Source organism: Bifidobacterium sp. WK041_4_12, from assembly GCF_041080795.1.
Classification (GTDB): Bacteria; Actinomycetota; Actinomycetes; order Actinomycetales; family Bifidobacteriaceae; genus Bombiscardovia; species Bombiscardovia aquikefiricola.
The window spans coordinates 2098893-2114438 of the sequence record NZ_CP129674.1; the positions used below are offsets into that span (position 1 = coordinate 2098893).

Genomic DNA, 15546 nt, shown 5'->3' on the forward strand with positions numbered 1-15546 from the left:
ACATCAGGGCAAATGGAAGAAGATACAATTCTCAGCTTTCTCCCCGCACCTTCATATTCGCGAATTCTCATGCATCGGGTATCAGTGAAGACAACGACCGGTGAGTTAATGATGCTCCTTGGCATATTTCTGCTCTGTGGCCTGCTTGCTTGACTGCCACCATTCTTCGTGTTGCGCATACCAATCAATCGTGTCTTGCAAACCTGCCTCAAAATTCGAAAACTCAGGTTTCCAACCGAATTCCTTGCGAATTTCATCGCTGTTCAAGGCATAACGACGGTCAACACCAGGACGGTTGCTGACGGCATCATAGTCATCTTCAGCTCTGCCCATAAGTCTCAGTATGCTGTGCAACACATCCCTGTTGGATTTCTCACAATCAGCGCTGACCAGATAAGTCTTGCCGATGGTGCCATGAAGCACGATTTGCCATATTGCCGAACAATTGTCTTCCACGGCGATCCAATCGCGTATCTCTTTACCTTCGCCGTACAATTTTGCTCGCCGTCCAGAAAGCAAGTTGGTAATTTGACGTGGAATAAACTTCTCCACATGCTGATACGGACCATAATTGTTTGAACTGTTCGAAATCGTTGCAGCCACCCCGTAGGTGCGAATCCAAGCCTGCACCAGCATATCGGCAGAAGCCTTGGATGCGGAATACGGACTGGAAGGGTGGTACGGGCTGAATTGCGTGAACTTCGACCTGTCGTGATAGTCGGTATCTCCATACACTTCGTCCGTTGAGACTTGATGGAACCGGATATGATGCCGTGCAACCGCCTGGAGCAGGGTGAAGGTTCCCACAATATTCGAAGTAATGAAAATGTCGGGTTGCGCTATCGAATTGTCATTATGAGATTCGGCAGCAAAGTTGATCACGGTATCATGATTGGGGATCAGGGTGTCAAGCAGATCAGCATCGCAGATGTTTCCGTGCACAAAGGTGTACCTGCCTTCTGGAAGACCATTCAGGTTATTGATATTACCTGCATAAGTCAATGCGTCAAGGACCGTGATGTGAACGTCAGGATTGTTATTTAACACATATCGAACAAAATTTGAGCCTATGAAACCAGCTCCGCCTGTCACAAGAATATTATGAGGATCGCGAAATCGAGTCATATCAGCAAGAATACCCGTTCCACAGTCTGGTTGCGATAATACAATTCGAGTATGGGTTCAACTTCTGGCACCACTGCAAACATTTTTACGGCAAAAGTCACGAATTTTGATTCAACCCTGCAACGGCAGAGCTGGGATAGGATAGTGTGCGACGCCGATCACGGTGATGACCAAACCTCACAATCCACTGCCCTTTTCAACGGTCATCGGTGTGAGAGCAACTCATCAATCACCGCGCGAAGCTCGCAATTGACGAGAAACCTGTGGACCATGAAATCAGGCCACACGTCGAACTGCAGGAATCTGACGAATCGCGTACCCCAATTGGCACAATATTTCAGTGGAATTCTGCGAACGGCCTATCTGTATTCGGAACAGATCGTTCTCACCGTCCCTGAAGTTTTTGATGGCATCTTCTTCCTTGCCTTTGGGCCAGAAATTGTACGAGATATTCTCGGTCTCACCCGTCAGAACAGGCCGTGCATCATTATTTCTGGCACAGAGCCCACGCTTCTAGGCTGCTTACAACAATTCGCAGTCACTTCAGTCGTAGATACGTTGCAGACAGCACACGCCACCACATTTTCCTTGACTACAAAGGTATACAGCGCTCTTGCCATAGACATTCAAGACCGGCAGACATCTGATCAACGCGAGAAGATCAATACATTGCTACGGCACGCGTGTGATACGGAAAACCTCAATGACGCGTCCGTGACAGAAGCAGAGGCAGAATCGGACAGAATAATCGATGCCATTGTCACTTCGTTGGAAATCGCATCCGGAATGGGTAAAAGCCGTCAGAATCTCTCATTTCTGAAACAGCGATGGAGAGAATGGGTCGCTGCAGTAGCAGCCGGAGACATCGAATACATGTCAAACCATGCATTGGCTGCCCGCCGTACAACACTAGATGCGACATCGGCATCGTTGTCTTTCACGGACATATTCAAAGACAAGGCTCAAGAGTATCGCTCGGTTCTGCTCGCAACACTTCATCTCAAGTCAGATAACAGCACGGAAGACCATATCGATGTGGACGGCTTGGCGGACGCTACCCAACGAAAAATTTTTCTATCAACTCTCGATGTCATCAGTCAGCAACCCAAACGGTCGAACGCCTTCGCCACAATTGAGTCATCGGAATTACCGCACAATAACCCCAACCCAGAACACACGACGAATACAGTATGCGCTGATGATACCAATACAACTACAATGATGGCACTCATCAATCAGCAAACTCTGAGGGACTGGTATGAGTTTGTATATCGCAAAACATTGGCACAACTACTCAATTCCGATTTGGTATCAGTGAATCTTGACCCCTCATCGATCGAAAGCATGATGATGACCACGCGCTCAAAGGAATCTCTGACAATTTCCGGCGACATCACCGAGATTCTTTCCTTAATGCCACCAAGTCAATTCACACGACTCTGCTATTCATGCAAAACAACTGTTGAAGAATGGCGAGCTTGCAACGCACACACCCCGCCATCTTCTCGCAAAATCAGAACGCGGAACATGTCATATGCGGTGAAGCAGCTGTCTGAACAAAGGAATTTCAGAAATGATGCTCGGACTCTGCGCATTAGTGTTATCACCAGTATTGCACTGGGTCTCATATCAATTCTGACCGACAAGGTCATATCCGCGTACATCAGTAATGTTGGCATCATCATTCTGATTGCTTGCATCATTCAGATTGCTCCAAGCGTGGTGAGCGGTATACAGTGGTTTCATAGTACAAACTCACAATCAAGTTCGGTTGTCTATCTAGAATAATGTGACAATGCGTTGCAATGTCTGCAGCACTGTTGTCCGCGGACAGAATGGGTACGGTGACGTATATGGAGAAACGGCTTGTGCGAATGCAATCTGAACAGAACGCTCCTTTGGAGCTCGGCAAGCCTGAGATTGTCTATGATTCTCATGACAGTGCAGCTTTTCAAGTCACGAAGGTTCACGCTCGGAATCCCACCAACAATGATGAGGTAGATCTACATTACGTTTCTGTCAAGTATGCCCAGCCGGGAGCTGTCTGCATCGCCCAATGCAAGGGTCATCTACTCATTGCGCGGCATTGGAGGCTTGCTACTCACTCCTATGGCTGGGAGTTTCCTCGCGGAATGGGTGAAATGGGAGAAAGCAGCGAGCAAACTGCGAATCGCGAATTTTTCGAAGAAACCGGAATTCAAGCTCGGGACACTCAGATATTTCAAGTCATACACGCCGATACGGGACTCATCAGAGATTCGATTGCAGTCGCAGCATTGACTGTTGACAGCATTGAACCCAACGCTACGGCGATTGACGGGGAATTGCAGTCACTGCATTGGATTACCCCTGAACAATTGGATCGGATGATTGCAGAGGCTGCGATCACTGATGGAATAACGATTGCCGCTTATCTGGTTTGGAAGCTCAGACAACAGTCGACGCATGATTGCGACAATTCCGGCTCGCCCTCCACGCAACCACAGCCGTCTCAGTGAATGAGCCATCAATCGTATGTAATATGTACACCAGTACATCTGGAAAGTTGAGGAAAACATGAACGCTGACATAGTCATCGTCGGTGCAGGCCTATATGGACTAACCATCGCTCAGCAAGTCGTTGAGCACACGAAGTCACGAGTATTGATACTCGACATTCGAGACCATATCGGTGGCAACGCATATTCGTACACCGACGAGGAAACCGGTGCCGAAATACACAAGTATGGTGCACACCTTTTCCATACCAGCAATCAGAAGGTATGGGATTATGTCAACAGATTCACGTCATTCACCGACTATGTGCATCGCGTATATGCAACGCATGACGGAGAGGTGTATCCCCTGCCGATCAATCTGGGGACGATCAACCAGTTCTTCCACGCCCATTACACGCCTGCCCAGGCTCAGTCACTGATTCAGGAGCAGGCGGGAGAACTCAGCGGTACCCACGCCCACAATCTTAACGATCAAGGCATCAGCCTGATCGGGCGACCGCTGTATGAAGCATTCATCAAGAACTACACGTCGAAGCAGTGGCAGACAGATCCCGAGGATTTGCCGGCGAGCATCATTCGCCGTCTGCCGGTGAGGTTCAACTACAACAACCGCTACTTCAACGACACCTGGGAAGGTCTGCCTACGGACGGATACACCAGGTGGTTTGAACGCATGATTGACAACGACAGAATTGAGGTGAAGCTTGGCGTCGACTTCTTCGACCTTTCCCAAGAACTCAATAAGAGCAACCTGCTTGGCAACGTTCCGATCATCTATACCGGTCCCGTTGACCGCTGGTTCGACTATTCACTCGGAGATCTCAGCTGGCGGACAGTGGATTTCAAAGAACGGCGATACGACGAGGACGATCATTTCGGCTGCCCGGTTATGAACTTCTCAGATGCCGACGTGCCTTACACGCGCGCCATCGAATTCAAGAATTTCAATCCTGAGCGGTACGACAAGCAAAACCATGAACGCACCGTCGTATGGGAAGAATACAGCCGTTTCGCTCACCGTGGCGATGAGCCCTACTATCCTGTGAACACCAAGGATGACCACAGGATGTATGCGCAGTACCGCAATCTTGCCGAACATGAGCCACAGGTGGTCTTCGGTGGCCGTCTAGGCACATATGCCTATTACGACATGCATCAGGTCATCAACTCCGCGCTCAATGAATATGAGCACACGATTTCCGCACTCCTCAAATAATCAAAACCGCGAACATGATCCAGAGCTTGATTGCAGCTGCGCGACACTATGAGTGAACGAAACAAGTCGTTAGCTCATAGTGTCGCAACGCTGCAGTCAAGCATCTACGCTGGGTAGAATTCAGCGATATGGTGTAATGACCGTTAACAACACACAGCATCAGTCATACATGTGCAGCTGCAAGGCTCTGTCGCTGATCAGCGCATAATCGCTATTCCGCTCGTCCCTTATAGCAAAGTCGCAGGAATTGTCATCCAGTGCAACGCCGACTGCATCGGTGGCCAAAGGGTCATACGGGTTCGGTGTGCGCAATGAGGTAATCAACCTGAACTCACCATTGTTGAAGATGTTCAGAGGCAGGCTGAAATGTACGGTCTGGTGTCCCCTCTTCTTCATCTTGAACACTTTCTGTCCGGAATCGTAGCTGACTCCTCCACGTCGAATGTCATGGAGCGCGATGGCCAGATAGAAGTCGCCCGGCTCATCGAATTGATACTCCACGGCAAACTTAAACTCGTCAGAACTCTTGCACAACACGGAAGATTCAGCGAAGGTGCGCAGCACCGGGCACCTATGATTCAAGCCATTCGGATAGTCTCCAGTGCCCTCATGCTCCGCGGACTTTCTGATACTTGCCTTGCGCTGACTTTCAAGATTGGCCAAGGTGTACCGCTCAGCGACTGATTCCTTATCACCAAGAGCGACAACGTGCCCCTGGTCAATCATCAGTGCCTTCGTGCAATATTTCTTGATGGCCCCCATATCGTGCGTCACAAGAATCACGGTTTTAGTAGGGTCTTTCAAAACCTCTGAGAAATAGTTGTCGCATTTGCGTTGGAACGCCTCATCGCCAACAGCCAACACCTCGTCAAGCACGAGAATGTCGCCCTGGGCCTTGATTGCGACCGAAAAGGCCAACCGTACCTGCATGCCGCTGGAATAATTCTTAAGCTTTTGGTCCATGAAATCTTCAAGTTCGGCGAATTCGACGATGTCATCGTACATTGCTTCGATCTGGTGCCGGTCAAAACCCAGCAACGCACCATTCAGATACACGTTCTCACGGCCCGTGAGCTCGGGATTGAACCCCACACCCAGTTCAATGAACGGAACAAGCTTGCCACAAGAGGTGATTCCGCCCTCATCTGGCGAGTAGATGCCAGAAATAAGCTTCAAAAGCGTGGATTTCCCGCTGCCATTGCGACCAACGATGCCAAAGAAGTCTCCCTGATGCACCTCAAAGGAAATGTCTTTCAACACCCGCTGCTCAGTAAAGCCCTTAATGCCACGTGTCCAGTTGATAACCACCTGCTTGAGACCTGTAGCCTGTTCTGTCGGCAACTTGAAGACTTTCCCAACATGACTCACTGTAAGAACGACCGGCGCGTCATCGTGTGATGCAGCATGCGAGGCCCCGTTATAGTGCACTGCATCTGAATCGATATGTTCTGTATGTGCCATTACATGATCTCCGCGAATTTCTTCTCATATTTCCTGAACACAAAAACGCCCGAGACAAATAGCGCCAAGGTGAGCAACACAGGAATCGCCTGAATAAGAGGATTCCCTATCTGATTCCACACGGTCGGGGTCGATGCTGGAGCGATGAAGTTATGTCGAATGTCTTGGATCGTCTGTGCGATGGGATTAAGCATCATGACCTTCGCCACCATATGACCGTAGCTTTTGAAATTGAGCACCATCACCAGTGGGTACACGATCGGCACCGAATAAAAGAGCGCTTGCTGGAGTACATCCCAGATATGCAGAATATCCCTGAAATACACATACATCGTCGCCAACAGGAATGTGACACCAAGTGTCAGCACATACAGCTGGATGACATCCAAGGGAAGAAGAAGAATCCTCCAGGTGAACGTCACCTTGTTGAACAAGGCAAATACCAGAACCACAACCGTGTTGATGCCATAACTGATGAGCGAACTCATCGTTGCCGAGACGACAACGATATAGTTGGGGAAATGAATCTTCCGCAGTAGATCTCCACGGTCAACAATCGATCTGAGTCCAACGCTTGTAGCCTCTGAAAAAAACTGCCAGGAGCTAATGCCCAGCAGCAGAACAACCGGATATGACGGTGTTCCATCAGTCATTCTCAGGAATCGTGCGAAAACTAGATACATCACGCAAAACAACATGAGTGGCTGAAGTACAGACCAGGCCACACCCAGGAACGATCCTTGATAGCGAAGCTTGAAATCGGTTTTAACCAAGCCTTTCAGAACCACCCACGCATAGTGATAGCGTGCTCTGACAGTTTCTATGAAATGTTTCACGTCTTGTTATCCTACCAGTCGCCGATTCAAGAATTCTGAGACTACCGCACGAACATTGTTTTGTGCACAATGTCTGACCATCGTCATCCAACCGCCAACGTATGCCATCACATATGGAATTTCCTTTGCCACCAGTCAGGTGAAGTCATTTCGGCAAACGCTGCCCTATACCTCCTACGATATGTATTCCACTGGCAGGCCAATCGAAAGTATGCTGCAATCACCCGGCTCAGCTTTGCTGCAGCAATGAGCGGATGGCGCAGCAGCAGCGTGCCACGTTGATGTTCCACGTCAACGGTCAGCGCCGAATCCATCGCGCTCATGGCCTTCCAATGATCTGATCTGCGATCGGTGAGCACAGGCAGCGATGTGTATCTCTCCGGCGGAATGCTGGTGACCTGAAGTCTGCCGACGTGAACGCGATCGTTGATGGGACCATATATTTTCGTCGGCTCAATATAGCCATCGACAATGCGACGGTTATTCAAACGCGGAGGTGTCAGCTGATGGAATAGGTTTAGCAGTGCATGGGTACGCAATGCCCGTGTCTGCCGCGTATTTCTCTCGCGAACGAGTTTCGGAAGCTGGTCAATGGGCTTGGTTTGAGCATCCGGCTCGTGTGACAGCATGGCTCGAATGTCTGCAATGCGAGTGCTGAGAATCTTTCCGACATGCTCAGGTCCTTGCAGAATGTCCTCCACTGCCATGATGTGCAGCTGGACGGCTGAATATCTCATTTTCACGGTCGCAGAAAGCGAAGCCTTGAGCATCTGCCTGAACAGGTTGCCACCACATGGGTACGGGGAGTGCAGAAGTCCCATGATGATTTTATTTCTTATATGGAAATAAGCCTGCCAGTCGAGTATGTCATTCTTATCAAACCATGATTGATGCCATAGGCAGATTCCTGGGACGGTCACGGTTCTGAATCCTGCCTCTTGGGCACGAACCCCATATTCGACATCATCGTTTTTGATAAAGAATGGGTAGGCAAGACCTATGGTTTCTATCACCCGGGAAGGAATCATGCAAAGCCACCAGGCGTTATAGTCAGCATCAGCACGTCTATGCAGCCACTGTTGCTTGATGAAGGGTTTCTCGGCCAGATCGGGGAATTCGGGAGTTCCGTCCGCCGCCTGCCAGAACACGCCTTTGGCATTATACGTTTCTGCAAGGGAGCATAGGCGCGTCGGCTCGGTCAGGAACAACATGTTGCCGCCGACTATCGTCGGTTCCGAGCATTGCCGTGCAAATGCGACAGCCCTGGATATCGATTCCGGTTCGATAACCGTATCGTCGTCCAGCAACAGTGCATATCCGCTTGTATGCTGTTGCAAGACTTCATACATGCCGCGTGAGAAACCGCCAGAGCCGCCAATGTTAGCTTGGTGAATAATATGCAGCTTCCCAGACAGTGACCCCTCAAGCTCAGCAAAGCCCGGGCAATCCTCAACATGTTGCGTCCCCTGGTCCACTACAACGATGCGATCGATGATGCTCAAGTCCGCGTATCGTGCGATAAGCCGGAATTGGCGCATACACCATTCGGGTTTGTTCATCGTCGTTATCGCCAGTGACACGGATGATGCAGGTTGCAACGGTCGACTGTCGCTGAGCCAAGCGGCATCGCTCATGACGACGGCGTGCTGGACAGCTTCCACTTCGAACCACAGCCAACCACCTGCTCCCAACGAACTGATATCGACAGGAACAGCCAATGAGCCAGAATTGTGCTCATCTGAATAGACTCGAGTTACCCGTGCACGGCTATTGCTGTGCCATATGCGCACGCGGACCTCACCACTCACATGCATGGTCAGGGTGACGGAGTGCACTTGCGTCCATGCACTCCAATATGCGGCCGGGAATCCGTTGAAATATCCCTCACTGCTGAAACGAGAGCCTGCTGGTATACGAATGCTCGTTCTGTCAACAAAGCACTGCCGGAGTTGGCTCGCGCTCAGACGATCACCATCGGAAGCATAGCCGGCACCATACAATGCCGCTGCTTCTTGGGCAAAATGAGCATTCACTCCCATGTCTTCCGGCGGAAACACGACATTCCACAACCGCTGCTTCACCGGTACAGAGCTGACCTGCTCCACCTTGCCGAAAGTTGCGTGCATGTTGGAATTATTGTGGTTGTGTGAATCGTCATGATTGCCCAAGATGTCATGTTTGGATTCTTCATGACTCATATCAGCAGTCCTCCCATGATTTGATGATGCTGGAATGCCTGATGTCTTGATTCAGTCCTTCGCGACAGCATCCATCTGAAGATAGTCTCTCCAGAAGCTTTCAGACGTGAGATGTGCACGAGCCTGGGAATATTGCTGCTGCAATTCCTTCTTACGGCTCTTATAATGTGACAAGTCCCTGTGGTATCGCTTCATGATCTCCTGATAGCGGTCGACATCCTTGGTGCGGATCGCACCAACCCTGTTGTACCAGTCAATCACCACAAGTGTATGCTTGCCACGAATGACTCCGGCAGGATATGCCCAGCCAACAACGGGAATCACCGCATAACCCTTGCCTGAACCTGTCACCAGCCTTTGACCGTTATCGGTAATATAATCGACCAGACGCTGCACACGGCTTCTCTCCTTGTTACCGTCAAGCAACTGTCGGTCAAGCAGCTTCACATCAAAATCGGCGAGCCCGAGCTCCTTGGCCTGTCTGCTGAGTTCGTCAAGGGGAACAAGACGTTCTTTCTTCTTGTTAGCGTCCATGAAGCAGCGTTCAGCGACCGGCTGGCCGATGAACTTGGGACCCTTCATATAATCTTCAAAAGCGTCGAGACAAAGCTCGGCATTTTCATAGCCAAACTTCTTGAGTTCCAAACGTATGTTGTTGTGAAGCTGATACATGAAATCCGAGTGAAGAGCAAAACCGGTCGTCGACTGGGCGATCATGGTATTGCGAACCGTCTGATAGCGTTCGACCGCTGGATTGTATCGCAGGTGGAAAGACATATGCCAGATGCACAATGAATTCATGGTGATGAACTTTGGCTGGCATCGAACGCCGAACTCCGCATCATCACAGCGAACGAACACAGGCAGCGGCAGTCCGTTGCGCTCAATCATGCTCACAGGAATGCAGCAATACCACCAAGCGGCATACATCTGTTTTTTCATGAACTTCATGGGTTTGAACAGCTCGTTGAAGATCAGATCTTCAAACTTGGTGAGCCTCAGCGGTGGTTTCACCGGGCAGAACGTGCCTTCCGGCGTCATATAGCCCAAGTCTTCCCACTGTTCGTCACCGATTTCATAGTTGAGCATTGCGCCGCTGATGAATGCGTCCTTGTATTCATCCTTGAGCAGTTGGAGAAGTCTGTACGTTCGTTTGATGCTTTCTGGGGAGACTGCAACATCATCGTCCATGAGCAGCACGTTGGTCGCCTTGGGATGTTGATCCATTGCCATGATCATTCCCCGCGTAAAGCCGCCCGCTCCACCGACATTATTGTTGGGTATGACCGAAACGTGATTACCGCTCAGTTTCTCGGCATCGAGAGTCCGTCCGTTATCGATAACCAGCATGTTGAAATGTTCGGCAAATTCCGGCTCCCCCGATTCGAGGATGTTCTTGCGCACGAGGGCTATATTGCCTTCAACGTAGCTTTCCTTCTTGAAGGTGGTTGTTGCAAGCACCAATTCAACCGGTCGCAGCTCGCCTGAGTATCCAACTGCATAATATCCGTTGCGGATGGAAATCTCACCCTGAGCCTGTATCGAAAAACCTACGATGACCCAGCTTGGATCCAATCGCAGGTCAAGGTCAATGGATTGCCATTCGTCGCTCGCATCAATGCTACGAGAGCGGTCACTTACTGCCTGTGATGTCGAAGAGAAAGCGTCACCCATGGTCTGAGTAAGTGTACAAGCGGCGCCTCGTATCTCAAGATGAAGCGAGAAGGTAGTACCTATCGTGTATTGGAGCAGTTTCTTAACGGAAAGCGAATTGAAATATGTGGTGAAGTCGAAGGTGCCAGGCCCGCGGAGATCCCATTCGTCAGAATTTTCGATTTGTATGAATGGGCGATCAGACAAGCAGTATAGCGAAGGATATTGAAGCGATCTGGGATTAGTTTCCAACAGCACATTGGCAAACCGAAGCTTTGGCATTGCATACCTCATTCAAGTCTCTTACTCATGGGATTAACAGTGTCATCCTACTATCCTTTGAGGAACGAGGGAAAGGAATCCGGTCTCCGACACATTATTATTGCATGCGTTATATCATGTGAGCTGTATTGCATAATCTGAACAGACATCATCCGGGAGGGTTGCTGTGACCTACAACATGCGCGAATGAGTTCAGGCACGGCGACTGTAATAATGGTCATTGTGAGCAAAATGGGATTGAGAATGCTTCGACGCGCACTTGACTCGGCGCTCAGCGTCCATCTGATAATTACAGCACTTGGGGCGCTCATCATCACCGTTGTCGTATTCCCATTCGTCGCCTATCCGCTACTCCGCGTACAGACGTCGGATGCCAATCAGATGTTTGTCGTTCCTGTACAGATGATGGCACGGGCGGCAAGTGACCACCCGCATGGGGTCACGGTTCAAGAGCGGGCAACCATCGACGCGTTTAACACCGTGTCCTATGCCGACATGTCGGAACGCTACATGCCGTATGTTGCCGATCCGGTCATCCATTTGGAATTGAAGAATCCCTCCCTCGCCGGGGAATATATGCACGTGTGGTTCGACCTTGGGCAGCGTTATCCCAACAGTTATATCAACGGCTTTCTCTCATTGCAGTCCGGATGGTTTTCATTGCGGAAAACACCCACGCTGATGCCTATGACCCCTAACGAACTGGCATCCGACCCCACAGGGGTGCGTAATCAGATCGTTCCTCAAATCGAAGATTTCAAAAGCGCAGCTTTTCTCCACACTCGACAATTTACAAGCAACACACCACATAGGAGCGCTGTGACAAGGATTGCCGGTGTATGGGATGCGACGGTGAACATGCCGTTGATTCGCACCTTGACTTATACGGCTTTGTGGACGTGGATCCTGCCAATGTTCATCATATCGTGCTGCTGCGCACGACGATTGAGGCTGCAGGAAGTTCTGGTGCATGCCCCGCTCTTCATGTCACTCATGCTGCTGCTGTTGAATGCGATTTCCGTGCCGTTGAAGCCAACCGCGTCGCGGTACATGATGTGGGCGCTTGTCGCCGTCCCCGTGAGCATCGGTCTTCTGCACATTCAGCTCGATAAAAGGAATCACAAGCATCAGGGCAATGTTGAAGCATAGACTCCAGGAATATCTTGTGTTATGGATCGGAGTGGTGAGCAAGGCACCAATCGACACGAGCATGGGAACCATCAGAATCAGGTTGCTCTTTCTTCGTAGGACGAAGCAGAGCGCAATGGTGATCAGTGGAATCCATGACACGTACAATGCCTCACTCATCAGCAGGCCGATGAGAGGCAGCTGGGAGAGTGACTGATATACGGTCTGCCCGATTTTCTGGGGTCCAGACAGCTCCCAACTTTGGTATTGTGGCAGAATCTCCTCGCCTCCGCGATCCTCCCAACCCCATTTGACGAAGAATCCCTGGTCGTATATGCCGTCAAAAACAAAATAGTCCCTCAACCAGTCAACCGAGCGAACATACGTATTGGGGTGCAGGATGCCCTCCTTAACCCAGACCACCAGCAATTGTGCGATATGTTCACGATCCAGCTCCCTGTTGAAGCAATCCTTGACAGGGTTGGCCTGATACTCTTCATACTCCTTTTGGATTTGGCTGATCGGGCAGGCGAATGACTCCTCGATTATCTTGCGGTCACCGGCACTCATCGAGTCTTTATGGCTGTCATAGACTGCAAAAATCTGCTGCATCGGCAGCGCAAACATCTCTTGGTCGCCACCTTTGGCAACGCGAAGTAGTGGGAAGGCAATCATGGGAATAACGATCATTGCCGCGATAAGGGCAACAATAAGTCCTGATGTGAGCATACGACGAGTCTGGGTGATGAGCACCACCATAAGCGATAGGAGAATCACGTATACTGCGATTTTTCTGGTTTCAAGACACATGACCGCCAATGCGAGGAAGCCGAACCAGAATGCGGGACCTATGCTCTTATGCAGGCGAATTCTTCTGATGTATTCAATGAACATGATGAACCAGAAAATGAAGAAGGGCAGCGATGTGAGATCTTTGACAACAGTCATCGTAAGGCGGCCATACATTGGCACCAGACCGTAAAAGAAGAGCATGATGGTGCAAAAACGCCAGCTGAGATGCAATTTCCCACCGATATAGCACAATCCAACTCCAAGAGCGAGCGAAATGACGACGGAATGAACGAATGCCAAGAGCCACAGCCCAAACGCCTCATTGTGCAAAGATAAGCCGAATGAGTCAAACCAGCCATAGAACAATGTGTCAAGCCAAGGATGGTGATCGCTCATCGCGTACCCAGGCAAGGAGATCCTCAGTGAAGGATCAAAGGCTTTCCCTGTCCGATACCAGAGGAGTTGGGCTATGGTGTCTGCCCCTATATTGCTTGGTGAAAGCATGATGATCCATGGAATCCACATGACCAGAATCATCAGGCCCGCTGTGGCACAGTGCTTCGTGTTGAACGTTGTGAATAGGCTTCGCGCAAAACTCAGCCGTTGCCAAAACTGCTCGTATGAATTGCGAATACGTGAACGAAATGCGTCAGCAATGAAGTGTAGGTCATGTTCGCCTGAGATTTGCTGGTTTGGCGATATGCGATGCAGAATCACAGAAAACAACATCGCCGCTGCCAAGGTAAACAGCATGGTATATCCGCACCAGCGAAACAGCATGTAGGCATCGTAGAGGTGCGTGCGCATATTGTCCGGTACTACTGGCGGCGCGTACTGATATGAGGAGATGTCCTGCGGAGTGGTTTCTCCTGTACCGTATGGCGTGAAGGTCGTTGTCAAGGCCAATATCGCACCCAACGCCAATGACCACAGCTGGTTGCCCGTATCGAGCGCTGAGAACTTCACTAAACCTAGATAGCATAAGGGAATGAGTGCAAGGAACAGCAGCAGAGATGCGAATTGGCCATGCATGGCCACGTAGCCGACAACCTCGGCAAGCGCTTTCTGCCAACCTTGCATGAAAATGCTGGAATCTCTGAAAGAGACAAGTAGCGCTACGGATCCCCACAGGGCAATCAGAACCGCATAACTGATTTTTATGGAACGTTTATGCATCGTAGGCACAGGAGCCGTCGTTATCACCATACAAACAGAATCCTCCTCGTACCTGTTATTCAGCTGAAATCAGCAACGCTAATATACTATAATAGAGTCTTACGCGATTTTTTCAGGCATTGTGAGCGACAGAGTAGTGGACAATCCAGCATGAAAAGGAAATGGTATCCATATGCGTTTATTCATTCAAATTCCTTGTCTGAATGAGGAGCAAACACTTCCCCTCGTAGCAGCTGATCTGCCCACTTCCATTCCAGGGATTGATGACATCCAAGTCATGATTATCGATGACGGTTGCACCGATAACACCGTCGCCGTGGCCAAGCGGCTTGGAATTCATCACATAGTGCAGCACAGACGAACCATGGGGCTGGCACGTTCCTTCCGCGATGGCGTGGATTATGCGTTGAGGCATGGTGCAGACATTGTCGTCAACACGGATGGCGACAACCAATATCCGAGCGGACGAATTCCGGATCTGATCCGTCCCGTAATTGACGGAAAGGCCGACATTGTTGTAGGCGATCGGCAGACATCAAAAATCAGGGAATTCTCGGCTTTCAAGAAGGCAATGCAGCATCTGGGCTCATGGGTCGTCAACAAGGTCGCGGGAACGCATATTCCAGATGCGGCCAGTGGCTTCCGTGCATATTCCAAGGCTGCATTGCTTCAGCTGAATATCATCACCGATTTCAGCTATTGCATGGAGACCATCATCCAGGCTGGCAACAAGCGCATCGCAATCACGTCTATTCCGATAACCACCAATCCCAAGACCCGCGAATCACGCCTATTCAGCAATATCTTCGAGCACATGTTCAAATCCAGCAGCGCCATCATTCAATGCTATCTGATGTACCGCGCGCGAACCATCTTCATGGCTGCCAGCTCGTTCTTCGGGATTATGGGCATCATTTTCTTCATCAGATATCTGGTGCTGTTCGCTCAGGGTTTTGGTCGCGGACACATGCAGTCACTGATTCTTGGGCTGCTGCTCATGATGACCGCCGTTATCTGTATCGCGTTGCTCATCATCTCTGAAGTGCAACGGGTAACCAGGAAACTTCAGGAAGACCAGCTCGAACGCACCAAGGAAATGCTGTACAGTCCAGAGGAAATCGAACGTACACTCAAGCGGGAGCAGCATTCGACACACATGCACGTCCCCCAGGCATGAACCA

The 15546-nt window shown here is 50.1% G+C and carries 10 protein-coding genes and 1 pseudogene; 5 read left to right on the top strand and 6 right to left on the bottom strand.

Features of this window, described 5'->3' with window-relative positions:
- Nucleotides 1-105: 105 nt before the first annotated feature.
- Nucleotides 106-1125, bottom strand: a complete 1020-nt coding sequence (gene rfbB / locus QN215_RS08880) for a dTDP-glucose 4,6-dehydratase (RefSeq protein WP_369343945.1) — start codon at nucleotides 1123-1125, stop codon at nucleotides 106-108.
- A 324-nt stretch (nucleotides 1126-1449) separates the two neighbouring features.
- Between rfbB and QN215_RS08885 the strand changes: the two genes are divergently transcribed.
- The 3 genes from QN215_RS08885 to glf all read left to right on the top strand — a co-directional run bounded on the left by QN215_RS08885 (nucleotide 1450) and on the right by glf (nucleotide 4839).
- Nucleotides 1450-2913: a hypothetical protein gene (locus QN215_RS08885; RefSeq protein WP_369343946.1), complete on the top strand. Its 1464-nt coding sequence runs from the start codon at nucleotides 1450-1452 to the stop codon at nucleotides 2911-2913.
- A gap of 86 nt (nucleotides 2914-2999) precedes the next feature.
- Nucleotides 3000-3623, top strand: coding sequence for an NUDIX hydrolase (locus tag QN215_RS08890; RefSeq protein WP_369343947.1), 624 nt, complete (start codon nucleotides 3000-3002; stop codon nucleotides 3621-3623).
- A 58-nt stretch (nucleotides 3624-3681) separates the two neighbouring features.
- Nucleotides 3682-4839: a UDP-galactopyranose mutase gene (glf, locus tag QN215_RS08895; RefSeq protein ID WP_369343948.1), complete on the top strand. Its 1158-nt coding sequence runs from the start codon at nucleotides 3682-3684 to the stop codon at nucleotides 4837-4839.
- 159 nt (nucleotides 4840-4998) lie between these two features.
- On the opposite strand, the gene QN215_RS08900 is transcribed toward glf, so the two are convergent.
- The 4 genes from QN215_RS08900 to QN215_RS08915 form a co-directional block, all read right to left on the bottom strand.
- Nucleotides 4999-6300, bottom strand: a complete 1302-nt coding sequence (locus QN215_RS08900; RefSeq protein ID WP_369343949.1) for an ABC transporter ATP-binding protein — start codon at nucleotides 6298-6300, stop codon at nucleotides 4999-5001.
- Nucleotides 6300-7136, bottom strand: coding sequence for an ABC transporter permease (locus QN215_RS08905; protein ID WP_369343950.1), 837 nt, complete (start codon nucleotides 7134-7136; stop codon nucleotides 6300-6302). The genes QN215_RS08900 and QN215_RS08905 overlap by 1 nt, the downstream gene beginning before the upstream one ends.
- A 107-nt stretch (nucleotides 7137-7243) precedes the next feature.
- Nucleotides 7244-9262 carry a glycosyltransferase gene (locus QN215_RS08910; RefSeq protein ID WP_369343951.1) on the bottom strand — a complete coding sequence of 673 codons (2019 nt, stop codon included), beginning with the start codon at nucleotides 9260-9262 and terminating at the stop codon, nucleotides 7244-7246.
- A gap of 123 nt (nucleotides 9263-9385) precedes the next feature.
- A complete protein-coding gene (locus QN215_RS08915) occupies nucleotides 9386-11269 on the bottom strand; it encodes a glycosyltransferase (protein WP_369343952.1) in 1884 nt (627 codons plus the stop codon).
- A gap of 231 nt (nucleotides 11270-11500) precedes the next feature.
- Between QN215_RS08915 and QN215_RS08920 the strand changes: the two genes are divergently transcribed.
- On the top strand, nucleotides 11501-12418 hold the full coding sequence (locus tag QN215_RS08920) for a DUF6020 family protein (RefSeq protein WP_369343953.1): 918 nt from the start codon (nucleotides 11501-11503) through the stop codon (nucleotides 12416-12418).
- 27 nt (nucleotides 12419-12445) lie between these two features.
- On the opposite strand, the pseudogene QN215_RS08925 reads toward QN215_RS08920, so the two are convergent.
- Nucleotides 12446-14395, bottom strand: a pseudogene (locus QN215_RS08925) (DUF6020 family protein); the annotation flags it as partial.
- A 142-nt stretch (nucleotides 14396-14537) separates the two neighbouring features.
- Between QN215_RS08925 and QN215_RS08930 the strand changes: the two are divergent.
- A complete protein-coding gene (locus QN215_RS08930) occupies nucleotides 14538-15542 on the top strand; it encodes a glycosyltransferase (RefSeq protein WP_369343954.1) in 1005 nt (334 codons plus the stop codon).
- The last annotated feature ends 4 nt before the right edge of the window (nucleotides 15543-15546 follow it).